Source organism: Tenacibaculum jejuense (assembly GCF_900198195.1).
Classification (GTDB): domain Bacteria; phylum Bacteroidota; class Bacteroidia; order Flavobacteriales; family Flavobacteriaceae; genus Polaribacter; species Polaribacter jejuensis.
Map to the genome: position 1 here is coordinate 856,484 of NZ_LT899436.1, position 23,761 is coordinate 880,244.

Sequence of the window (23,761 nt, forward strand, 5' to 3'; positions counted from 1 at the left end):
ATTAAGAAAAAATAAATTATGTCAGGAGAACATCACCATCACAAAGAAACATTTGTAACGAAGTACATTTTTAGTACTGATCACAAGATGATCTCGAAGCAATTCTTGATCACAGGGATGTTTATGGGTATCATTGGGGTATTTATGTCAATGTTATTCCGTTTACAAATTGCATGGCCAGAAAAATCGTTTTCTATAATTACAGCATTTTTAGGAGATCACCAACAAACTGACGGTGTAATGAATCCAGATACATATCTGGCATTAGTTACAATACATGGTACTATTATGGTATTCTTTGTATTAACAGCAGGTTTAAGTGGTACATTTTCAAATTTATTAATTCCATTACAGATTGGAGCAAGAGATATGGCATCAGGTTTTTTAAACATGGTATCATATTGGTTATTCTTCTTATCTTCAGTTGTAATGGTAGTGTCTTTATTTGTTGAAGCTGGACCAGCATCAGCAGGTTGGACTATTTATCCGCCGTTATCTGCTTTAAAACAAGCGATACCAGGTTCTGGTTTAGGTATGACTCTATGGTTAGTTTCTATGGCGATTTTCATTGCATCATCGTTAATAGGATCTCTAAACTATATTGTAACTGTATTAAACTTAAGAACTAAAGGGATGAAGATGACAAGATTACCATTAACAATGTGGGCGTTCTTTGTAACGGCTATTATTGGTGTAATCTCTTTCCCAGTTCTTTTATCAGCGGCATTATTATTAATATTCGATAGAAGTTTCGGAACTTCTTTCTATTTGTCAGATATATTCATATCAGGTCAAGTGTTACATTATCAAGGAGGATCTCCAGTTTTATTTGAACACTTATTTTGGTTCTTAGGTCACCCTGAAGTATATATCATTTTATTACCAGCATTAGGTATTTCATCTGAAGTAATTTCTACAAATGCTAGAAAGCCTATCTTCGGTTACCGTGCAATGATTGGATCAATCTTAGGTATTGCATTCTTATCAACAATTGTATGGGGTCACCATATGTTCGTGTCAGGTATGAATCCATTCTTAGGATCTGTATTTACATTCACAACGGTATTAATTGCAATTCCATCAGCTGTAAAAGCATTTAACTATATTACAACTTTATGGAAAGGTAATCTACAATTGAATCCAGCCATGTTATTCTCTATCGGATTAGTTTCTACATTCGTAACTGGAGGTTTAACAGGATTAGTACTTGGAGATTCAGCTTTAGATATTAACGTACACGATACATATTTCGTAGTAGCACACTTCCATTTAGTAATGGGTGTATCTGCTTTATTTGGAATGTTTGCTGGTGTTTATCACTGGTATCCTAAAATGTATGGTAGAATGATGAATAAAGTAATGGGTTATTGGCATTTTTGGTTAACTATTATATCTGCATATGGAGTATTCTTCCCAATGCACTTTATAGGGTTAGCTGGTTTACCAAGACGTTACTATACAAATACAAACTTCCCAATGTTCGATGACTTAGCAGACATCAACGTATTCATGACTCTTATGGCAATCATTGGAGGTGTGGCCCAGTTAATTTTCTTAGCAAACTTCTTTATCTCTATGTATAGAGGACAAAAAGCTTCGCAAAACCCATGGAAATCTAATACTTTAGAATGGACTACTCCAGTAGAACATATCCACGGTAACTGGCCAGGGAAAATTCCAGAAGTTCATAGATGGGCTTACGACTATAGTAAAGTTGATGACAACGGAAACTATATTCATGGAGAAGATTTCGTTTTACAAACAGTACCTTTAAAAGACGGTGAAGAACCATCTTAAAAAAGTAAGAAATAAAAAACCAAAAGCCTTTCATAATTGAAAGGCTTTTTTGTTATCCATATTATAATACTAATAAGTATATTAGCAGTACTGAATTTGATTTTAATGTATGAATGAGCATTTAAACCCTGAAAACACTAATTATTCTCATGAAGAAATGGATGTGGAAAAGAAACTACGTCCGTTATCCTTTGATGATTTTACAGGTCAAGATCAAGCTTTGGAAAATCTTAGAATTTTTGTTGAAGCAGCAAATCAAAGAGATGAAGCTTTAGATCACACCTTATTTCATGGTCCTCCTGGTTTAGGAAAAACCACTTTAGCACACATTTTAGCAAATGAACTTGGAGTGGGAATTAAAGTCACTTCAGGTCCTGTTTTAGATAAACCTGGTGATTTAGCAGGTTTACTTACAAATTTAGATGAACGTGATGTGCTATTTATTGATGAAATTCATCGATTAAGTCCAATTGTAGAAGAGTACTTATATTCTGCAATGGAAGATTATAAAATAGACATCATGATTGAATCTGGACCGAATGCGAGAACAGTTCAGATTAATTTAGAACCATTTACTCTAGTTGGAGCAACAACAAGATCTGGTTTATTAACAGCTCCGATGAGAGCTCGTTTTGGAATCAGTAGCCGTTTACATTATTATTCTACGGAATTATTAACTACAATTATCCAAAGGAGTTCTGCAATTTTAGGCGTGCCAATTTCGATGGAAGCTGCGATAGAAATTGCAGGTAGAAGTAGAGGAACGCCTCGTATTGCAAATGCACTATTGAGAAGAGTACGTGATTTTGCACAAATTAAAGGAGATGGTAATATCACTATAGAAATAGCAAAATATGCATTAAAGGCATTAAATGTTGATGCGCATGGTTTAGATGAAATGGACAATAAAATTTTATCTACCATTATCGATAAATTTAAAGGTGGACCAGTAGGTATTACTACATTAGCAACAGCAGTTGCAGAAAATGCAGAAACGATTGAGGAAGTTTATGAACCTTTTTTAATTCAACAAGGTTTTATCATGCGAACACCTAGAGGTAGAGAAGTAACAGATTTAGCTTATAAACATCTAGGAAGAATAAAAGGAACTAGTCAAGGAGAATTATTTTAAGTGAGAATACAAAAAATCATCCCTCTTTTAGAGTGGTTACCAAAGTATAAGAAATCTCAATTTAAAGGAGATGTTGTTGCTGGATTAACAGTAGCAACAGTTTTAATACCACAAGGTATTGCTTATGCTTTAATTGCAGGTTTACCACCAATTTACGGATTGTATTCAGCTTTAATTCCTCAAGTGATTTATGCAATATTCGGTTCTTCTAGGCAAGTAGCCATTGGTCCAGTAGCAACAGATTCATTAATAGTTGCTGCCAGTATATCTACAATAGCGCTTATGGGATCTGAAAGTTATATTGCTATGGCAATCTTTTTAGCCTTGTTAGTTGGAAGTATTCAGTTCTTAATGGGAGTTTTCCGCTTAGGTTTTATTGTTAATTTTTTATCAAGACCAGTAATTACAGGATTTACTTCAGCAGTTGCCATAACAATAGGTTTAAATCAATTCAAAAATTTTTTTGGAGTAGATTTTCTACAAAGTGATCAAATCCATATTTTACTTGAAGATATATTAACTAGAATTACTGAACTCGAAACAAAAACAACAATTATTGGAATTGTTACAAGTATCATAATCATTGTATTAAGAGGAATTAATAAAAAAATACCAAATGCTTTAATAGTAGTTGTTTTAGGAATTGTTTTAATGTATGCTTTTGAAACTTTTTTCTTTGGAGTTGCTATTGTTGAGAGTATTCCTTCAGGTTTACCAAGTTTTGCAGTTCCTGAGTTAAACTTTGGTTTAGTAAGAGAGTTGTTACCTATGGCGTTTACTTTAGTAATGGTAGGTTATTTGGAAACAATTTCTATTGGAAAGTACTTAGAATCTCAACAAGATGAATACAAAATAGATCCTAATCAAGAACTAATAGCTTTAGGACTAAGTAATATTTTCGGATCATTTTTTAAATCGTATCCATCTACATCTAGTTTTTCTAGATCTGCAATCAATTTTGATGCAGGAGCAAGAACAGGAGTAGCTGCATTTATTTCAGCAGGTTTAGTTGTACTTACGCTATTATATTTAACACCTGTGTTTTATTATTTGCCTAAAACAGTTTTAGCCGCTATTATAATTGTAGCAGTTTTTAGATTGGTAAATGTTAAGGAAGCTCGATTCTTATGGAAAGCAAATATTCTAGATTTTTGGTTATTAATAGCTACTTTTTTAGCAACATTATTTTTTGGAATAGAATATGGAATTTTAATAGGAGTAAGTTTATCACTTATCGTTTTAATTTATAGAACATCCCGACCCAATGTTGTAGAGTTAGGAAAAGTACCAGATTCCGACTTTTATAGAAATAAGAATCGATTTAAAGAAGTTCTACTAGATAATGAGGTTCTTGTTTTTCGTTTCGATGCTCAAATTTTTTATGCAAATGCGAGTTATTTTAGAGAACGATTAGAGCATATGGTGAATCAAAAAGGAGAGAGCTTAAAATTAATTGTTTTAGATGCTGAAAGCATTAATCGAGTAGACAGTACAGGAATTGAAATGTTAAAACAACAAGTTCAATTTTACATGAATAAAGGAATAACATTTTATCTTGCCGGTGTAAAAGGTCCGGTTAGAGATGATTTGTTCAGAGGTGGTTTATTAGAAATTATAAATTTAGATCATTTTTTTATGCGTGCAAATGGCGCAGTAACATTTTTTAAAACAGGAGATAATACAAATCAAAAAAAATACGCTCAGTACATTCATCAAGCGTACAAATAAAAGACATTGAATTATGAAGATTGAACAAATTTATACGAATTGCCTATCGCAAGGAGCATATTATATAGAAAGTAACGGAGAAGTAGCTATTATAGATCCGTTACGTGAAGTACAATCATATATCGATAAGGCTAAAAAAGATGAAGCTACAATTAAATATATCTTTGAAACTCATTTTCATGCCGACTTTGTAAGTGGACATATAACACTTGCTGAAAAAACAGGAGCTACAATTGTATACGGACCAACTGCAACAACAAATTTTAAGTCACATATTGCTAAAGATTCTGAAGTTTTCAAAATTGGTAATATAGAAATCGTTGCTTTGCATACTCCAGGTCATACGATGGAAAGTACAACTTATTTACTAAAAGATGAAAACGGCAAAGATCATGCAATTTTTAGTGGAGATACTTTATTTATTGGAGATGTTGGAAGACCAGATTTGGCTCAAAAAGGAGACATTACTCAAGAAGATTTAGCAGGCTTTCTTTATGAAAGCTTACAAACTAAAATAATGCCTTTACATGATGATGTCATCGTTTATCCTGCTCATGGAGCTGGTTCTGCTTGTGGAAAGCATTTGAGTAAAGAAACTGTAAGTACATTAGGAAACCAAAAGAAAACAAATTATGCTTTAAGAGCAGATATGACTAAAGAAGAGTTTGTAAAAGAAGTTACAGATGGTTTATTGCCACCACCAGAGTATTTTCCTCTGAATGTAAAATTGAATAAAGAAGGTTACGATTCTATCGATAGTATTATAGAACGAGGAACTAAAGCGCTTTCTGTAGATGAGTTTGAGTATGTATCAAATAAGTATGAAGCTTTAATATTAGATGTAAGACATCAATCCGATTTTATTCAAGGATTTATACCACAATCTATTTTTATTGGTTTAAACGGATCATTTGCACCTTGGGTGGGAGCTTTAATTAGAGATACAGAACAGCCAATTGTTTTGATTACACCTGAAGGAAAAGAAGAAGAAGCAATTACAAGATTAGCAAGAGTTGGTTTTGATAATGTTTTAGGATACCTAGAAGGAAGCTTTGATAGTTGGAAAAATGCGAATAAAGATTTTGATACGTTACGTTCAGTTTCTGCAAATCATTTAGAAAAAGCATTACAAGAAAAAGTTACAGTTTTTGATGTTAGAAAACCAGGGGAATATAACTCGGATCACATAAAAAACGTTGAAAACACGCCATTAGATTATTTAAATGATTATATTAGTATGTTTCCAAACACTAACGACTTTTATATTCATTGTGCAGGCGGTTATCGTTCTGTAATTGCAGCTTCTATATTAAAATCTAGAGGATTTCATAATGTAATTGATGTAGCTGGAGGATATAAAGCGATCAAAGAAACCAATATTCAAAGAGATCAATCGTTATGTGTTTCAAAGTAATTGAAACATGAGAAAATTCATTTTAGGTTTAATTGGGATTTGCATTTTATTTTCTTGCGCTAGTAGTAATGAAAATGTAAAAACTATTACCGTAGATGATTTAAAACTCAAAATACGAGAAGATAGAAACATTCAGATTTTAGATGTAAGAACAGCTTCCGAAACTTCAGATGGAGTTATCTTCAATGCGATTCAAGTCAATTTAATTTCGAATAATTTTGAAACAAAAAGTTTGGAGGTTTTAAATAAAGAAAAACCAGTTTATGTGTATTGTAGATCTGGTAGAAGGAGTAAAATCGCTGCAGGAGTTTTAGCTGATAACGGTTACGAAGTTTATAATGTTAAAGGTGGATATGTAGCTTGGGAGAAAAAAATAATGAACAATACAAATAAAGAATAAATAAAAAAACCGAGTGAATTCACTCGGTTTTTTTATTGCTTAGAACTTTAATGTAGCTCCAATTAAAAAGTTTCTAGTTGCTTGTGGATAAAATCCTGCCCCGTCAACTGTTGTTGTAACTCCAGGATTCGACCAAGTATCATCAAAGAAGAAATAATATCCTCTGTCAACATATTCTCTATCAAAAATATTATTTACTAATCCTGTTAATACTATAGAATCAAAAATCTTATTAGTTTTTATTTCATAAATAACATTTAAGTCACTCGTAAAATAACTATCTAGTCTTTCATTATCAGAAATTCTTCCGCTTAAATTCCCCATAAATTGTTCGCCTACAAACTTTGATAAAAATGAAATCTGTAAATTTTCAATAGGTTTATAGTTTAAAGCATTACCAAAGATAACGTTTGGAGAAAAAGAAATATCTGTGTTTCCTAAGTTTTCTATAGTACCATCTATTGGAACTCTAAAATCACGATTCTTGTTAGCACTAAAAGCTACATTTGGTTGTATCGATAAAAAGTCAGTTAAAATAACACTAGCATCTATTTCTAAACCTAATCTGTAACTACTTCCACTAGTTTCTCTAAGCGGCTCACCAACATTGTTAATTGCTCCTGATAATACCAATTGATTTTTATAATCCATATAGTATACATTCGTATTAACTTTAATACTACCTGTATTTAATCTCCAACCTAACTCGAAATCATCTAAAGTTTCATGTTGAGAATTACCACCTTCAAAATCGTTTCTGTTTGGTTCTCTGTTAGCTCTTGCATAAGAAGCATAAAGACTATTATTATCGTTTACTTGATATGTTAAACCTAATTTCGGATTGAAAAAGTTAAAATCTTTGTCAACATCTAACGGATCACGATCTGAAGTTAATCCGTTTGTTCTGTAACTAACAAATCTTCCTTGTAAATCTACGTATGCATTAAGTTTATCATTAATACTAATATTTGCTTTTACAAAAGAACTTAAGTCGTGCTTTTTAGCATCACTAAAATAATAACGATCACGAATATTTGTGCCTGGAGCTAAATCACTTCCCCAGATTACTTCTCCATAATGATCGTTGCTGTAATTACTATAAGATCCTCCAGCAATAATTTCTAATCCTTTTAACGTATAAGTTGCAGAAGCATTAACTACATAAAAATGATTATCTAACCATCTACGAACAATTACATCACTATTATCGGCAATAAGATTATTAAAATCAGCAGCATTTTCATTTTCTTTAAACTGCTCAAAATATCCTTTACCACGAGTGTAATTTAAACCAATATTAGTTGAAATTTTATCGCTGAATTTTTCATTCCAATGTAGTTGATAATGATCTTGCCAATAATTATCAGTTTCGTTATCGTATAAATAATGATTGTATCTACGATCTGAATTTCTAAGATTATTTGCTTGCTCTGGAGTTAATCCGTTATTTACGATAAAATCTTCAATTCCTTGCTGATCTCCAGTAAGACGAGCTTCAGGAGTTCCGAACCAAGCTTGGTAGGTTTGTTCAGTTCCACCAAAAACAATAGCTTTTATTAAAGTGTTATCATCAATATAACTTCCTTGTAAAAAGTAAGATTTTAAATCTGTAAAAGCTCTGTCAATGTATCCGTCTGAATAAATATTAGACAAACGACCAGAAAGTTCGAAATGATCATTTAATAAACCAGTAGTAAACTTTACAGTATGTTTTCTTGTACCAAAAGAACCAAATGAATTTGATACTTCACCGCCTGCTTCTTCAGAAACAGCATCAGTTAAAATATTTAAACTAGCTCCGAATGCTCCAGAACCATTTGTTGATGTTCCAACACCTCTTTGTAATTGTAAACTTTGTGTTGAAGAAGCAAAATCTCCTAAGTTTACCCAAAATGTACCTTGACTTTCAGCATCGTTATATGGAATTCCGTTAATTGTAACATTAATTCGAGAAGCATCAGAACCTCTAACTCGCATATAGGTATATCCAACTCCAGCTCCAGCATCAGAAGAAGAAATTACTGAAGGTAAATAGTTTAATAAAACAGGAATATCCTGGCCTAAATTACGTTTTGCAATTTCTTTTTTACTAACGTTAGAATATGTCATAGGAGTTCCTGCTTTAGCTCTAATGGAAGAAACTAAAACTTCTTCTAAAACATTTTCTTCTGAAGTAAGTTGAATAACTAAATCTTTTGTGTTAGAAGAGATTTTCTTTTTAATAGTTCGGTATCCTAAATAAGAAACTTCAAATAAATACTTTCCTTCAGGTAATTTAATTTTAAAATTTCCATCAGCATCTGTTGTAGATCCTTTCTTAAGTTCACGAACAATTACTGTAGCACCAATTAATGGTTTTTTTGCATCGTCTACTACTTTACCTGATAACACTACAGATTGAGCTTGAACTGATAATGAGATTGAAAAAAATAAAAGAGGTACTAATATCTTCACTCTTTTACAAATGGTTAAAAATTTCATTTTAAATGAAGAATAAAAAGAGGTAATTATTCTATTTATAATTTTGAATAATTAATTCATATACACCGTTGTAAAAAGGCATAATTTTTTGCCTTAATGCTCTAGTGTGTTTTCCCTAAACAGCATTACCTGTTCTAGGTTCAATGGGTATGATCTCAGCTCAATTTTTCAAAATAATAATTCCAAAAAAAGGCACCCCTTTATGAGAACGATGCAAAGTTAAGTTGGATTTTTTAAATAGCGAATAATATTTAGAACTAATCTATTTTAGGTTTCTTACGAAGTTGTTTTTTAGCTGAATGAAGTTGTTTGTTTTTAGCTTTTTTAATTACTGAAGCACGAGTTGGTTTAGTATTTCTTCGCTTTTTTTCTTGAATAAGATTTTGTGATAGCAATCGAAATAATCGAGTAATTACAAGTTCTTTGTTTTTGTGTTGTGATCTACTTTCTTGACAAGTTAAAATCAGAATTCCTTCTTTAGTTAGTTTCTTATCAAGTTTACGTAATAATAATTCTTTTTCTCGAATCGAAAGTCCGTTTGAATCTTGTAAAGAAAAGCTAAGTTCTATTTTAGAAGATACTTTATTTACATGTTGTCCGCCAGCACCAGAACTTCTTACAGCTTTAAATAAGAGTTCTTTTTTAATAACCTCAAAAATCATTATACATATGATTTTCCATGTTGGTAGTATGATGCAAGAAATGAAGATCTAAATCAATTAGAGTATCAGAAGTAGTTAATTCCTTCTTTTGGAGTAATTCATCAATAAGTTTTACAGCTTTTTTGAAACGAGTTTCTTTATCTCCTTTTAATAAAACATACGGGCGATCGTATTTTTCTAAAGCATTTTTAAAAGCTTTAAACATTTCTTCACGTTGTTCTGGCCGGTCTCTTAAATCATCAGCTTCCCAAGGAGTATCAATATAAGTTAAGAAATATAGATCATAGGAATTTTCAATAGCAGCTTTATCAAGTAAGGCATCTACAAAACCACCATAATATTCTTCAGAATATACTTTAGTTTCTAATAAATCGGTATCGCAAATTAAAACGTTATTAGCTTTTTCAGTAAGATTGTTTTCTAGAGCGATTTGTCCTTCAGCAATAGGAATGATATCTTCTTGCTCACAAATTTTTTGTTCTCTGTTCCATTTATCTTGTAAGTATTCTCTAGCATATTCAGGAACCCATTTGGTATTGTAATGTTTTGCCAATTGACGCGATAAAGTTGTTTTACCTGTACTTTCGGGTCCAAATAAAACGACTTTAATTATACTGTTTTCCTGTTGTCTAAGTCTTTTTTCCATACTAAATATCCTAATACAGCTATAATTGAAAAAATTAAATATTGAAAACTAGTAAATGTAAAACCTTTATAAAGATACAAAGGAACTGAGATAATATCACCAATAATCCAATAAATCCAGTTCTCGATTTTTCTTCTGGCCATAAGCCACATTCCTACAAAAAATATGGCAGTAGTAACAGTATCTACATAAGCTGTCCAGTTGTTCCATTTGTCGAAACTTGCATATACAACATACACGAAAATTAATGTAGCAAAGAAAATAACAACGCTAATTTTCTTTTCATTAGGCGTGGTTCTAGAAATCGGAGTAACATTTGTGTCAGAAACTTTACGAGTCCAAATATACCAACCATAAACACTCATGATAAAGTAATATCCGTTAATCATCATATCTCCTAAAAGTTCCCATTTTAATAAAAGATATACGAAAATGGCAGTACTAATCATTCCGGTAGGAAAAACCCAGATTTTATTTTGTTTCGAATACCAAACAGATAAAAAACCGAAAATAACAGCAATAACTTCTAAACAAATATCTAATGTATTGTACGAATAATATTGACCGAAAAGAAAATCAAAAATTTGGTTCATAATTACTACGATCAGATTTAACAATTTTCATTTGAAGTAAACCATTATCAAGAAGTTCAAAAGCTTCTTTAATCTCTTTGGTTAATAACTCCATTACAGTATCGTATTCTCCATAAATTTGAGTACTTAAAGGATTTTCTAGAACTGTGATTCCAGAAGTTCTTAATTTTTTGATGAAATTAATAATAGGTTCCTCAAAGTTATCTTGTAGCGGAGTGAGTGTTAGCTCTACTGATATTTTCATTGAATAGTATTTCCGACAAAAGTAAAGACTATTATTCAAATAGTCTTTTTAGATCTTTTGTAGTAGTTTTTTTCATATTGATACTTAAAACGCTGTTATTAGTAGTTTCTTTCAATTCAATTTTATCATAGTAAATCTGATTTTTATACGAACCAACCACTAGAGCATAAGTTTTTCCACTAATTGGAATTTGTTGAAATTTTAAGTTATTTTCTAATCTGGCCTCATGTGTGAAAGAATTCATGTTTTCATAAATAAAATAAATATCAAAACCAGAAAAATGTTCAGTTTTTTCAACTAGTGAGAAATTAAGTTTTGATACATTTTTAACGAAACGATCTATATTAATCCATTGAGCACCTAATTCATATAGAATGAACAGACTTTCATTTTTGGTTGAATATTCATCATTTCTTTTTATAAGATTAAAATTGTTTAAATAAAACTGAACAGAATCACAGGCTACCGTTGTACGTTCTGTTATACCTCCTCCAACAGGAAGTATAATATCACAGTTGTTTTGATCGGTAATATTCCACGTAATGTTTCCAATTGAATCAGATTCAGAAAGAAAGATATCGTTATTTAATAATTTTTCTTTTGGAGGAAAAATAAATAATTTCTCTCCTTCTTTTAATTGTAGTTCTTTTCCGTTGGAAGTAAACTTAATTTTTAAAACTCCCGAAGATTCTAAAAGTTGATTATCGGTAGTCAAGGTTTGAATATTACGATATAAAATTTCTTTGAAATCATACAATTCTATTAATTCTAATTGTACTTTATCAGTTTCCTTTAAATCAAATAAATCTCTTCTGAAGTAAAATTTGGTTCCATGTTTTCCTTCAATAAACTTATTATAGATTGTATCTAAATCAAAGAATTGTGATTTTTCTTTTTGAAAACTTGCTAAGTGATTTTTAGGAGTAAAAGGTTCAAGTTTTTCTCGTTTACAACTAGCAATAAGTAAAATTACCCCAATAAATAATGTGTAATATAGTTTCATAGTAATTCAGTTTTTAATGATGAGTAACGTGTAAACAAAACGCATACCAAACTTCAGTAGAATTTAGTTTAGTTTAATTTTTGCCAAGTCACCAGAATATTAATTTTGATTACTGATTACTGATTACTGATTACTGATTACTGATTACTGATTACTGAATCACAACGCATACACACAAGTAAAATCCTCAATCTCTAAGAAGTTAATATCAAAGTTAGAAGTTGTTCCTTCATATAGAATTTTTCCAGTAGTAGTATCGTTTTCAAAAGAGAAATCCTCTACATAAATATGATCTAGAAAAAGTAATTTTTTCTTTCCATAAATTTTATACAAACTCTCTTTAGCTCCCCAAACAATAGTTAATTTGCTAACCAAAGCATCATGATTTGCAATAGATTTATATTCTTCAATTGGAGTAAACTTATGCGCAATTTTCACAATCTTATCACGTCGTTTTTCGATATCTATACCTACTTTTTTTTCTTTAGAAACAATCAATGCAGAAAAAGTAAAAGAATGGGTAATAGAAATATGAGTTCCGTCTTTTAAATGCGGTTTACCAAACTCATCATAAAATAAATCATGATCCTCATAACCAACTTCTCTAAGTAAATGACGTACACTTAAGAAACCTCTTTGATGTAAATCAGATTTCATATTAGAAACACGTTTCAAGCTCTGAGAAGTAAGATTTGTACCTTGAAATAAGTCATCATAAGACTCTTCAATCTTCCAAATCAAAACTTTAGCAGTATTATTAACAGTTATTGTTTTGTATAGAGGCATGTTTTAGAAAGTTATTTTGTAATTTTGCGACTCAAATTCAAGAAAAATAAAGATACAAAAATATGAGCACAAAAACCGCTGCGTATGTTCCTTACAAAGTTAAAGATATTTCTTTAGCAGATTGGGGAAGAAAAGAAATCGAATTAGCCGAAGCAGAAATGCCAGGTTTAATGAGTTTACGTGAGGAGTATAAAGATGAGCAACCTTTAAAAGGAGCAAGAATTGCAGGATGTTTACACATGACGATTCAAACTGCGGTTTTAATTGAAACTTTACAAGCTTTAGGAGCTGAGGTTACTTGGAGTTCTTGTAACATTTTCTCTACTCAAGATCAAGCTGCTGCTGCAATCGCTGCTGCTGGTACTCCAGTTTATGCTTGGAAAGGAATGAACGAAGAGGAATTCGATTGGTGTATCGAACAAACGTTATTCTTCGGAGAAGAGAAGAAGCCATTAAACATGATCTTAGATGATGGAGGTGATTTAACAAACATGGTATTAGATAAATATCCAGAATTAGCTGAAGGAATCAACGGATTATCTGAAGAAACTACAACTGGAGTTCATCGTTTATACGAAAGAGTAAAGAACGGAACTTTACCAATGCCTGCAATTAACGTAAATGATTCTGTAACTAAATCTAAGTTTGATAACAAATACGGATGTAAAGAATCTGCTGTTGATGCAATTCGTCGTGCTACAGATGTAATGTTAGCAGGAAAAAGAGTTGTTGTTTGTGGATATGGAGATGTAGGTAAAGGTACTGCTGCTTCTTTCCGTGGAGCTGGTTCTATTGTTACTGTTACTGAAATTGATCCAATTTGTGCTTTACAAGCTGCAATGGACGGTTTTGAAGTTAAGAGATTAGAGTCTGTTGTAGGAAATGCAGATATCGTAATTACAACTACTGGAAATAAAGATATCGTTCAAGGTCAACACTTCGAAGCTTTAAAAGATAAAGCAATTGTTTGTAACATTGGACACTTCGATAATGAAATCGATATGGCTTGGTTAAACGAAAAGTATGGAAATACTAAAGTTGAAATCAAACCTCAAGTTGATAAATATACAATCAACGGAAACGACGTAATCATTTTAGCTGAAGGACGTTTAGTAAACTTAGGTTGTGCTACAGGTCATCCAAGTTTCGTAATGTCGAATTCATTCACAAACCAAACATTAGCTCAAATCGAATTATGGAATAATGCTGATGCTTACAAGAATGATGTGTACATGTTACCAAAACATTTAGATGAAAAAGTAGCAAAATTACACTTAACTAAGATCGGAGTAGAGTTAACAGAATTACGTAAAGATCAAGCAGAATATATTGGTGTAACTGTTGAAGGACCATTCAAACCAGAACATTACAGATACTAAAAATTAGTAGCTCGTTATATATCTAAAACCTCGTCATTCGACGGGGTTTTTTTTATTTTAATTGTATAACTTTGTAGTAAATTGTTAATTGTAGAAAAGAAATTTCCTTCTTTAGCTATGTTTAATTACAATTATTTTAAAATTTATTTTATGAAGAAGTTATTCACCGTTACTTTATTCCTTTTAGGTTTAATGTTACATGCTCAAAATTACAATCCAATTATTAACTATGAATTTAATGGAACTCCAGTAAATGGAATTAAAATTAAAACGAATATTCCTTATGCTAATGGTTTTCAAATGCCAACATTGATTATCGAAGGATATCAATATGGAGGCAAAAGGACTATCGGGTTACTATTAAATTGGTATGTTTATAAGAATAACTTCTATAATCCAACACTTTCATCACATGGAGGATATACTCCAGAAATAAAGTTATACAATGAAAATGGGAAGGTTGTTATTTTTATCAATGATAAACAGTATTATAATAGATTTGCTGTTAGAGGGTATTCAGGAGGACTTAAACTAACAGATAGTCATTTTCAAGGTTGGTCAATATTAGATGAATTACCTTCAGGGACAAATGAAGTAATCGTTCCTTACAGAAATAAATTTGCAGGAGATGTTGAATTTGCTAAAGGAGTTTGGAATAATGAAGGGAATGTTGGTATTGGTACAACTATTCCAAAAGAAAAACTACATTTAATAGGGGCAATAAGAGGAAATTCAGGAGGAGGAGCTTTAAGAGTAAAGACAGATCATGGCTATTTAGACTTAGGCGCTCAGAACGCTTCTTGGGCACATATTTATACAGATAGAAAAGCAGTTATTTTTAATAAAGATGTATATACCACTACCAATTCTTTTTCATCGTATAATAATAGTTTACTTTTTAAAGTGAAAGGAACTGAAAGGTTAAGAATAGAAGAGAATGGTAATGTAGGCATAGGAACCACAGATATTCCATCAGCATATAAACTAGCTGTAGCAGGGAAGTTGATTTCTGAGGAAGTAAAGGTACAATTGCAGACAAATTGGCCAGATCACGTATTCAAAAAAGAGTACAATTTACCAACACTACAAGAAGTAGAAAATCAGATTAAAGAAAATGGACATTTGGCTAATATTCCATCAGCAGAGGAAGTGAAAAAGGATGGATTCTTTTTAGGAGAAATGGATGCGAAATTATTACAAAAAATAGAAGAGTTAACTTTATATACAATTCAACAAGAGAAAGAGTTGAAGAAGCAAGAGAAGCAAATCAAAAAACAAAACTCTAGTAACAAAAAATTACTTTCTATAATTGAGAAGCTAGAACAGAGAATAGAGAAATTAGAAAGTAAATAAAAAGAACGATGATTAAGAGTACATCGAAGTGCTAGGAAGTAAAAAGTTAATAATTTCATTGAATTACTTTTAGCATATTAGTTGTTACTGCAAAAATTATCATAATTAATTTTGTTATTGATTGAAGATCAGATAAAAACTCGCACTTAGCGAGTTTTTTATTTATAAGTATTTATCTTTGCAGTAAATTGCTAATTGTGGAAAAGAAATTTCCTTCTTTAGCTATGTTTAATTACAATTATTTTAAAATTTATTTTATGAGAAAGTCATTGTTAATATTAATGTTGTTTGTTTTCAAAATAACAACATTTTACGGACAAGAGAAGAATTTTGAGTGGAATGCATCAACTCAATATTTTGGAAATGAACTAGAAAATCAAGTAGTCTATGTTAATTTTGGAGATCCGAAACTTTGGGGTTGGGTGGAAGTAACTATTACTGGAGGTTATTCTTACAGATTAACAACTGGTAAGTATACCAAACGTTTTCAAATAGGAAAAAACCCAGGTGCTACTGGTCACTTTTCAAAAGCATCTGAAGTACCAACAAATTTTGGTCCTGTTGGAGATGAATGGAAGATAGGGGAATTTGAATTTGTTAATGGAAATCTTCGTATTCCTATTTACCATTTATTAACTACGCAGAATGTTTTAAATATAACTGTTAAAGGAATGAGTTTACATCCTTACGACACGAAAAATATTTCAGTTACAGCACCAATGACTGTTCCTAATAATGAAACTAGAGATTATGTTAAAGTGAATAGTAGAGTTAATTTTGAAAATGCGATTAATTTAAAACCACGTCAAAGCACATGGATCATGGGAAAAACAGATTACAGAGGAATTAACGCAACACAACAAAAACAAGGAAATTATCAAACTCTAATTAGACAAAAGACAGCTAGTGATCATGTTGTTAATATTGGTGGAATCGGAGATGTTTTTGGCTTTTTTGGCTATGATAAAAGCAGAACTGCAAATGGAACAGATTATCAAATGGTCATGAATTTAAATAATGGTAATGTTGGTATTGGAACAGTTTCTCCTTCAGGAAAATTAACTGTAAAGTATAAATCTCAAAATTCTAATGGAATAGGAGCTATAAGATTGCTAGGAGATGGAGGGGCAAATTTAAGAATGGGGGTCAATAATGATTATTCTTGGATTCAATCTCATGGCTCAAAACCTCTTTATATTAATGAACTAGCGAATGATGTTATACTAAATAAAAACGGTGGTAATGTAGGCATAGGAACTACAGATATTCCATCAGCATATAAACTAGCTGTAGCAGGGAAGGTGATTTCTGAGGAAGTAAAGGTACAATTGCAGACAAATTGGCCGGATTATGTATTCAAAAAAGAGTACAATTTACCAACACTACAAGAAGTAGAAAATCAGATTAAAGAAAATGGACATTTGGCTAATATTCCATCAGCAGAAGAGGTTAAAAAAGATGGTTTCTTTTTAGGAGAAATGGATGCGAAATTATTACAGAAAATAGAAGAATTAACATTGTACACCATTCAGCAAAATAAAGATTTAAAAGAGCAAGAAAATAAAATCAAAAAAATAGAAAAAGAGAATCAACAATTAAAAGAAAGACTTAGTAAAATAGAAGAATTATTAAAGAAGTAATAAAAATTTAACCTCACCAAATGGTGAGGTTTTTTTATGGTTCATGTTCTTTATGAATTAGAATAAATAATTAAAAGTTGAAATTATTTAAGAGTTTATTAATAGAATATGTAGTTGTAATCTAGGTATCTTCGTCGCTTTAAAAGGTGAAAGATTTTTATGTCGTTGATGAAAAAACTACTTTTTAATATCTCAATAAATCTTTTTGTTGCTGGATTCCTGTTTGCGCAAGAAACTGTTGTGACAACTTCAGATAAAGAATTTATAAGTCAAATAGGTATACTAAAATTAAATCTGAACGCTTCTTCGGAAAGCGAAGATATAAATGCGAGTTCAAGATTTTACTCAAGAATATTTTTTGATCAAAAGCTTTTAATAGAAGAAAGCTTATTTAATAGTTTCAAAAACTGGAAAAAAAAGAAAAAAGGAATAGAAGGTTTGTTTGGAGATGATGGTAGAGAAAGTTATGATGGAGTTGCACATCAAATCGTTAAAGATATAGATAAAGAAATTCGTTGGACTAGAGAATTATTTAAAAAGAGTGATTTTAATATCAACCTTGTTTTTGGGTTTTAAAGTATAATGAAAACCTTATCTGATACTAAAGTAGTTATTATTATTTAATCATAAGTAACTCATAATTTATTAGTATGTCTCAAGTTGTTACCATAAAAATCACTCCAGTTATTACCCATAAATAATAAGATTCAGTCTAAGTTCTTTTTCTCGAATGAATTAAAAACATGTAGTTAATTTTTTAAGATGAAATCAATTTTAAAATAAAACTAAATAGATTTCAGTACATTTATAACAATCAAATTAATTATACATGAAACCCTTCATAATTTTAAGTGTCTTCTTAATTTTTATTTCGTGCAATTCACAAAGTGATACAAAAAAAGAAGCAATTCCAAAAAAGAAAACAACTGTAGTGGTCGAATTACCTAAATTAAATTTAAATCAAGCAAACAGGTTAGCTACATTGCCAGTTCACTGTATAAATGTAGAATATCCTAATAAATTGAATCAAACAATTGGAAGTGATAACGATTTAAAATCACCTAAAGAATTACATCCAGCATTTTATGGTTGTTTCGATTGGCATTCTTCTGTTCATGGACATTGGAGTTTGGTTTCTTTATTAAAACAATTTCCGAATTTAGAAAATGCTGCATCGATCAAACAACAATTACTTCAGAATATTTCCAAAGAAAATATAGAAAAAGAAGTAGCTTATTTCGATGGTAAATATAATAAGAGTTATGAACGAACTTATGGTTGGGCTTGGCTGCTTAAACTTGCAGAAGAATTGTATACATGGAATGATCCTGTTGCAAAACAATTAGAACAAAATTTACAACCATTAACAAATTTAATGGTAAAAAAATATATTCAATTTTTACCAAAATTAAGATATCCAATTCGAGTAGGGGAACACACAAACACAGCATTCGGATTAACTTTTGCATGGGATTATGCGAATACGGTAAATAATATTGAATTAAAATTATTAATTGAAACTAGAGCAAAAGAGTTCTATTTAAAAGATCAAAATTGCCCGATAACATGGGAGCCAAGTGGTTATGATTTCTTATCACCATGTTTACAAGAAGCAGCAATTATGAAACGAGTTTTATCTAAAGATTTGTTCAAAGACTGGTTACAGAAATTCCTGCCTCAATTATCAGATGAAAATTTTGAATTTCCAGTTGGAGAAGTTTCAGATAGAAAAGATGGAAAGTTAGTACATTTAGATGGTGTGAATTTTTCAAGAGCTTGGGCGTTATCCACTATAATTAAAGATTTACCAGAATACAACCACTTAAAAGTATTAATTAAAGAACATATTGATTATTCATTACCAAATCTTGTTGGAGATAGTTATGAAGGCGGACATTGGTTAGGTAGTTTCGCTATTTATGCTTTAAACTCCGTAAATCATGATTAAAAAATGGTTTAAGAATATTGGTCCTGGTACTTTAGTTGCAGCTGCTTTTATTGGTCCAGGAACAGTTACTTTATGTAGTATAGCTGGTGTAAATTTCGGATTTAGCTTATTGTGGGCTATGGTAATTTCTATTCTAGCAACTATTTTTTTGCAAGAAATGGCAGCTCGTTTAGGAATCATTTCTCAAAAAGGATTATCTGAAGTTATTAGAAATGAAATTGAAAATCCTATTGTGAAAAATATTCTTATAGCTTTAATTCTTGTGGCTATTGTTGTAGGAAATTCATTATATGAAGCTGGAAATATTAGTGGAGGTGTACTTGGATTAGAAACAGTTTTAGGGCAATGGAGGTTTTCTAGCGGAACTTTTTCTATTAATTTTATAAGTGTTTTAATTGGTGTAATAGCATTCATACTGTTATATATCGGAAACTATAAGTTTTTAGAAAAAGCTTTGGTGACTCTCGTGATATTAATGAGTATTTCCTTTGTTACAACAGCAATAATTACCAAACCGAATGTACTTGAAATTATAAAAGGAATGTTTCTTTTTAAAGTTCCAGATAAAGGTTTACTTACCGTTATAGGTTTAATTGGTACCACTGTAGTTCCTTATAATATTTTTTTACATGCTTCTTTGGTAAAAGAAAAATGGAATAACAAAGAAGATATTAGAGCTGCTAAAAAAGACACTGTGATTTCTATTTTTTTAGGAGGCTTAGTGTCTATGGCCATTATTATTTCTGCTGCGGCAATTCAATCAAATACAATTACTAATGCTGCCGATTTAGCAAAAGGTTTAGAACCTTTATATGGTAGTTTAGCCAAATACTTTTTAGCGATCGGTTTATTTGCTGCCGGAATTACTTCTGCAATTACAGCTCCTTTGGCCGCAGCGTATGTAACTAAAGGTTGTTTAGGATGGAATGTAGATTTAAAATCGAAAGAGTTTAGAGGAGTTTGGATTTTCATTCTAATATTAGGTGTTCTATTTTCTTCTTTAGGTGTAAAACCAATTCAAATTATTAAAGTAGCACAAGTAGCAAACGGGTTATTATTACCACTAATAGCAGGAATCTTATTATGGGTAATGAATAAAGAAAATATTTTAGGAAAGTTTAAAAACACGAAATTCCAAAATTTTATTGGACTATGTATTTTAGCGTTTACTATTTTCTTAGGATTGAAGAGTATTTTAAAAGTATTTCAGGTATTTTAAAATGATAGATATTAATTGTGATGTAGGTGAAGGTATAAATAATGAAGATAAATTAATGCCGTTAATTTCTTCATGCAATATCGCTTGTAATGCTCATGCGGGAAGTGTTGAAATTATAGATAATGTCATTGCTTTAGCAAAAAAGTATAAAGTGAAAATTGGAGCACATCCTTCATTTCCTGATCGAGAAAACTTCGGAAGAAAGTTAATGGATATTTCCAAGGAAAAACTTCAAAAAAGTATAGAAGATCAACTTGAATTATTAATTAAAAGATCAGAAAAACAATGTATAAAAATTCATCATGTGAAGCCTCATGGAGCGTTATATAATTTCGCAGCTAAAGATGAATACTATGCTAATATTGTTTTAAATGCTTTAGAAAAAAAATTACCTAAAGCGTTTTTGTACGCACCATACAATTCTATAATTTTAAACTTAGCCAAAGAAAGAAATATTAAAGTAAAATTTGAAGCATTTTTAGATAGAACTTATAATAATGATTTATCATTGGTGTCTAGAAATTTACCAGGAGCTTTAATTTCAAATAAAAACAAAGCTTGGGAACAGTTAGAAAGAATGATTCTGAAAGAGGAGGTAATTTCAATTCAAGAAGAGGTAGTAAATATTAAAGCAGATACTTTTTGTGTGCATGGAGATAACGATCACGCAATTCAAATGTTGATTTACATAAATGCTATGTTGAATGAGTTTGAAAGATAATTTAATATTTAAACGACTAGGAGAAAAAGCAATTTTAATTGAATGGAATAGCAAAGTCCAACCTTCTTTGATAGATGAAATCACAAGTTTTAAAAATGAAATTCTCGATAAAAAAATAGATCAAATTCAAGATTTTATCATAGGTTATACTTCTTTAGTTATTAAATACAAAGATGAAATTATAGATTTTTCTACTGAAATAGCAGCACTCCAAAAAATCTATTCTGAAAAAGGGGAAGTAAAAAAAGAAATTAAATTTATATGGGAAATTCCCGTGTGTTATCATGTCGATTTCGGATTTGATTTACCAGAAATGAGTAAACAATTAAATATATCAATTGACGAATTAATCGATATGCATAGTAAAACATTATATACTGTACATTTTATTGGATTTTTACCTGGTTTCCTATATTTAGGAGGGTTGAATACTAAACTTTTCATACAACGAAAAGCAACACCTTTACTAAAAGTTCCAAAAGGAGCAGTTGCAATTGGCGGAAAACAAACAGGAATATATCCTGAAGAAAGTGCTGGAGGTTGGCAAATTATAGGAAAAACTCCGATTAACTTTTTTAATGTAAATAAAACGATTCCTTGTTTTGCAAAAGCGGGAGATAAAATTTGTTTTAAGTCAATTACGAAAGAAGAATTTATTTCACTAGAACAAAGCATATCAGAAGGAAATTACGAACTACACAAAACTGAATGGCATGCTTAAAGTTTTACATCCAGGTTTTTTTTCTACGATTCAAGATCAAGGAAGATTTGGTTATGCACATTATGGAGTTCCAACTTCTGGAGCAATGGATTTATATGCACATCAATTAGCTAATGCGGTTCTAAATAATAATCAGAATGCAAGTACCATTGAAATTACCTCTGGTGGCGCAAAATTTGAATTTTTAAAACGAACTCAAATAAGTATTACAGGAGCAGATTTTAATCCAAAAATCAATGAAAGTTCTATTGAAACAAATAAAAGAATTACAGTTAATGCTGGTGATGTTTTATCCTTCGGGAAAAGAGAATACGGATTGAGAACATATTTTGCTGTTTCAAATGGTTTTGATGTGGATACAGTTTTAGGAAGTAAAAGTTTTTATAAAGGAATAACAGCGCAAAACGTGTTAAAAAAAGGAGATGAAATTCCATTTTTTGAAAGTGATGAAGAAAACTATGAGGCTCATGCAAGAATTAATATAAACTCACTTCATTTTACAAGTCCAATATTGAATTGCTACATAGGACCTGAATTCGATTTACTTTCATTAAAACAAAGAAAAAAACTCTTAGAAACAGACTTTAAAATATCAGCAAATAACAGTAGAATGGGCTATTTCTTGGAAGAAACAATAGAAAATAATTTTCCAGCTATGTTGTCGTCAGGAGTTATACCAGGAACAGTACAATTAACACCTTCAGGAAAATTAATTGTATTAATGCGCGATTGTCAAGTTACTGGTGGCTATCCAAGAGTTTTACAACTAACATCACAAGCAATAAACCAATTAGCACAGAAAATTACTCAAGATACAATATGTTTTAAAATAAAAACACCCCATTAAAAATGGAGTGTTAATATTGTATTTTTATTAGTTGTTTAAATTCCGTTCTCAGCAAATAAATCTTTAAGAGCTGGGTTAGATGGTCTTGGAGCATCAGAACTTACAATGTTTCCTTCTGGATCAATTAAAATGAAACGAGGAATATTATCTATACGATATGCTTTAGTAAAATCTTGATTTTCATTTGCAAATAATTGAACTCCGCCTAAGTTTTTCTCTTCTATCATATCACTCCAAGTAAAATAATCATCTCTCTTGTCTATAGAAATACTTACAAATTCAATATTTTTTCCTTTGTACTCTTCTTCTAATTTATGTAAAGAAGGAATTTGAGCTAAACAAGGTTGACACCAAGTAGCCCAAACATCGATATACACATATTTTCCTTTAAAATCATCTAAAGACATAGGCGTTCTATCTGGTGTCTCATAATCTTTAAATTTAGGAGAAGGTTTTCCTTTACCTAAAGTTGATTTAAAATACAGTTTGTCACTATGAATTTTTACTAGTTGCGCTTTTAAACCTTCAATATTTTTCTTTTGAATGTTTACGAAAGCTGTATCTAAAACTTTATTTTCTAATCTAGTATTAAATGCAGAAACGTAAGTATTCAATTTAGCATCAAATTCATCCTTAGGTAATTCTATCATTTCTTTTACACCAGTATTAAACTCAATCTGATTTTGAGCTGAGATGGATAAAAAGTTGCTTTCAGCTGCTCCTTTACCAGCAAATAAAATTGATTTTCTAGGCTCGGCAGCATTAATATTCATGGTAATTTCATCTCCATTTCTAAAATATGCAGTTGCATAATTTGTTCCATCGTAAAGAGAAAAGAAACCGTTGCTTACTTTTAAAGTATCTTTAAAAGTTCCGTCTTCATTTACCTTTATTGTTTTTTGATATCCTTTTTGAGGATTTGCTACTACTAATGAATCAGAATTCTTATTCTCTATTTTTCCAGAAAAACTAACAAAGTCGTTGTTTTTACAAGAAAAAAATAAAGTTGCTGAGCACAGTAAGTAAATAACTTTTTTCATGAGATTA

Annotated in this window: 22 protein-coding genes; 14 read left to right on the top strand and 8 right to left on the bottom strand. The window is 30.6% G+C overall.

The annotated features are described in order from the left end of the window. Positions 1 to 18: 18 nt before the first annotated feature. The 5 genes from AQ1685_RS03900 (at position 19) to AQ1685_RS03920 (ending at position 6,471) form a co-directional block, all read left to right on the top strand. Positions 19 to 1,797, top strand: a complete 1,779-nt coding sequence (locus AQ1685_RS03900; protein WP_095069643.1) for a cytochrome c oxidase subunit I — start codon at positions 19 to 21, stop codon at positions 1,795 to 1,797. 109 nt (positions 1,798 to 1,906) lie between these two features. Then, a complete protein-coding gene (ruvB, locus tag AQ1685_RS03905) occupies positions 1,907 to 2,929 on the top strand; it encodes a Holliday junction branch migration DNA helicase RuvB (RefSeq protein ID WP_095069644.1) in 1,023 nt (340 codons plus the stop codon). Further along, positions 2,930 to 4,657: a SulP family inorganic anion transporter gene (locus AQ1685_RS03910; RefSeq protein WP_095069646.1), complete on the top strand. Its 1,728-nt coding sequence runs from the start codon at positions 2,930 to 2,932 to the stop codon at positions 4,655 to 4,657. It begins immediately after the preceding gene. A 13-nt stretch (positions 4,658 to 4,670) separates the two neighbouring features. Beyond that, positions 4,671 to 6,071, top strand: a complete 1,401-nt coding sequence (locus tag AQ1685_RS03915) for an MBL fold metallo-hydrolase (protein ID WP_095069648.1) — start codon at positions 4,671 to 4,673, stop codon at positions 6,069 to 6,071. Positions 6,072 to 6,078: 7 nt separating this feature from the next. Next, entirely contained in the window at positions 6,079 to 6,471 is a 393-nt protein-coding gene (locus AQ1685_RS03920) for a rhodanese-like domain-containing protein (RefSeq protein ID WP_095069650.1), read from the top strand. Between the two features lie 39 nt (positions 6,472 to 6,510). Here the strand turns inward: AQ1685_RS03920 and AQ1685_RS03925 are convergent, their stop codons facing one another. From AQ1685_RS03925 to AQ1685_RS03955, 7 genes are all read right to left on the bottom strand, one after another. After that, positions 6,511 to 8,925, bottom strand: coding sequence for a TonB-dependent receptor (locus AQ1685_RS03925; RefSeq protein WP_394341871.1), 2,415 nt, complete (start codon positions 8,923 to 8,925; stop codon positions 6,511 to 6,513). Positions 8,926 to 9,209: 284 nt separating this feature from the next. Then, complete coding sequence (arfB, locus tag AQ1685_RS03930) at positions 9,210 to 9,614, bottom strand: alternative ribosome rescue aminoacyl-tRNA hydrolase ArfB (protein ID WP_095069654.1); 405 nt, start codon at positions 9,612 to 9,614, stop codon at positions 9,210 to 9,212. After that, positions 9,604 to 10,260, bottom strand: a complete 657-nt coding sequence (locus AQ1685_RS03935) for an AAA family ATPase (RefSeq protein WP_095069656.1) — start codon at positions 10,258 to 10,260, stop codon at positions 9,604 to 9,606. Before AQ1685_RS03935 ends, arfB begins: the two co-directional genes overlap by 11 nt. Further along, a complete protein-coding gene (gene pnuC, locus AQ1685_RS03940; protein WP_095069658.1) occupies positions 10,224 to 10,853 on the bottom strand; it encodes a nicotinamide riboside transporter PnuC in 630 nt (209 codons plus the stop codon). The genes AQ1685_RS03935 and pnuC overlap by 37 nt, the downstream gene beginning before the upstream one ends. After that, the gene (locus AQ1685_RS03945) at positions 10,837 to 11,097 is read right to left on the bottom strand and encodes a thiamine-binding protein (protein WP_095069660.1); all 261 of its coding nucleotides are present in this window, start codon (positions 11,095 to 11,097) and stop codon (positions 10,837 to 10,839) included. The genes pnuC and AQ1685_RS03945 overlap by 17 nt, the downstream gene beginning before the upstream one ends. A gap of 31 nt (positions 11,098 to 11,128) precedes the next feature. Beyond that, positions 11,129 to 12,100 carry a hypothetical protein gene (locus tag AQ1685_RS03950; protein ID WP_095069662.1) on the bottom strand — a complete coding sequence of 324 codons (972 nt, stop codon included), beginning with the start codon at positions 12,098 to 12,100 and terminating at the stop codon, positions 11,129 to 11,131. Positions 12,101 to 12,259: 159 nt separating this feature from the next. Beyond that, positions 12,260 to 12,886 (bottom strand): 4'-phosphopantetheinyl transferase family protein, encoded by a 627-nt coding sequence (locus AQ1685_RS03955; RefSeq protein ID WP_095069664.1) that lies wholly within the window; start codon positions 12,884 to 12,886, stop codon positions 12,260 to 12,262. A gap of 62 nt (positions 12,887 to 12,948) precedes the next feature. Between AQ1685_RS03955 and ahcY the strand changes: the two genes are divergently transcribed. From ahcY to AQ1685_RS04000, 9 genes are all read left to right on the top strand, one after another. Continuing rightward, entirely contained in the window at positions 12,949 to 14,265 is a 1,317-nt protein-coding gene (gene ahcY, locus AQ1685_RS03960) for an adenosylhomocysteinase (protein WP_095069666.1), read from the top strand. A gap of 150 nt (positions 14,266 to 14,415) precedes the next feature. Then, a complete protein-coding gene (locus AQ1685_RS03965; protein WP_157730081.1) occupies positions 14,416 to 15,618 on the top strand; it encodes a hypothetical protein in 1,203 nt (400 codons plus the stop codon). A 257-nt stretch (positions 15,619 to 15,875) separates the two neighbouring features. Further along, entirely contained in the window at positions 15,876 to 17,258 is a 1,383-nt protein-coding gene (locus tag AQ1685_RS03970) for a hypothetical protein (protein ID WP_157730082.1), read from the top strand. Between the two features lie 168 nt (positions 17,259 to 17,426). Continuing rightward, entirely contained in the window at positions 17,427 to 17,834 is a 408-nt protein-coding gene (locus AQ1685_RS03975) for a hypothetical protein (protein WP_095069672.1), read from the top strand. A gap of 253 nt (positions 17,835 to 18,087) precedes the next feature. After that, positions 18,088 to 19,206, top strand: a complete 1,119-nt coding sequence (locus tag AQ1685_RS03980; protein ID WP_095069674.1) for a DUF2891 domain-containing protein — start codon at positions 18,088 to 18,090, stop codon at positions 19,204 to 19,206. Then, the gene (locus AQ1685_RS03985; RefSeq protein ID WP_095069676.1) at positions 19,199 to 20,425 is read left to right on the top strand and encodes an Nramp family divalent metal transporter; all 1,227 of its coding nucleotides are present in this window, start codon (positions 19,199 to 19,201) and stop codon (positions 20,423 to 20,425) included. The genes AQ1685_RS03980 and AQ1685_RS03985 overlap by 8 nt, the downstream gene beginning before the upstream one ends. 1 nt (position 20,426) lies before the next feature. Further along, positions 20,427 to 21,146 carry a 5-oxoprolinase subunit PxpA gene (gene pxpA / locus AQ1685_RS03990; protein WP_095069678.1) on the top strand — a complete coding sequence of 240 codons (720 nt, stop codon included), beginning with the start codon at positions 20,427 to 20,429 and terminating at the stop codon, positions 21,144 to 21,146. Beyond that, on the top strand, positions 21,130 to 21,867 hold the full coding sequence (gene pxpB, locus AQ1685_RS03995; RefSeq protein ID WP_095069680.1) for a 5-oxoprolinase subunit PxpB: 738 nt from the start codon (positions 21,130 to 21,132) through the stop codon (positions 21,865 to 21,867). Before pxpA ends, pxpB begins: the two co-directional genes overlap by 17 nt. Beyond that, complete coding sequence (locus AQ1685_RS04000; RefSeq protein WP_095069682.1) at positions 21,860 to 22,714, top strand: 5-oxoprolinase subunit C family protein; 855 nt, start codon at positions 21,860 to 21,862, stop codon at positions 22,712 to 22,714. The genes pxpB and AQ1685_RS04000 overlap by 8 nt, the downstream gene beginning before the upstream one ends. A 35-nt stretch (positions 22,715 to 22,749) precedes the next feature. On the opposite strand, the gene AQ1685_RS04005 is transcribed toward AQ1685_RS04000, so the two are convergent. Then, positions 22,750 to 23,754, bottom strand: a complete 1,005-nt coding sequence (locus AQ1685_RS04005) for a TlpA family protein disulfide reductase (protein WP_095069684.1) — start codon at positions 23,752 to 23,754, stop codon at positions 22,750 to 22,752. Positions 23,755 to 23,761 lie beyond the last annotated feature (7 nt).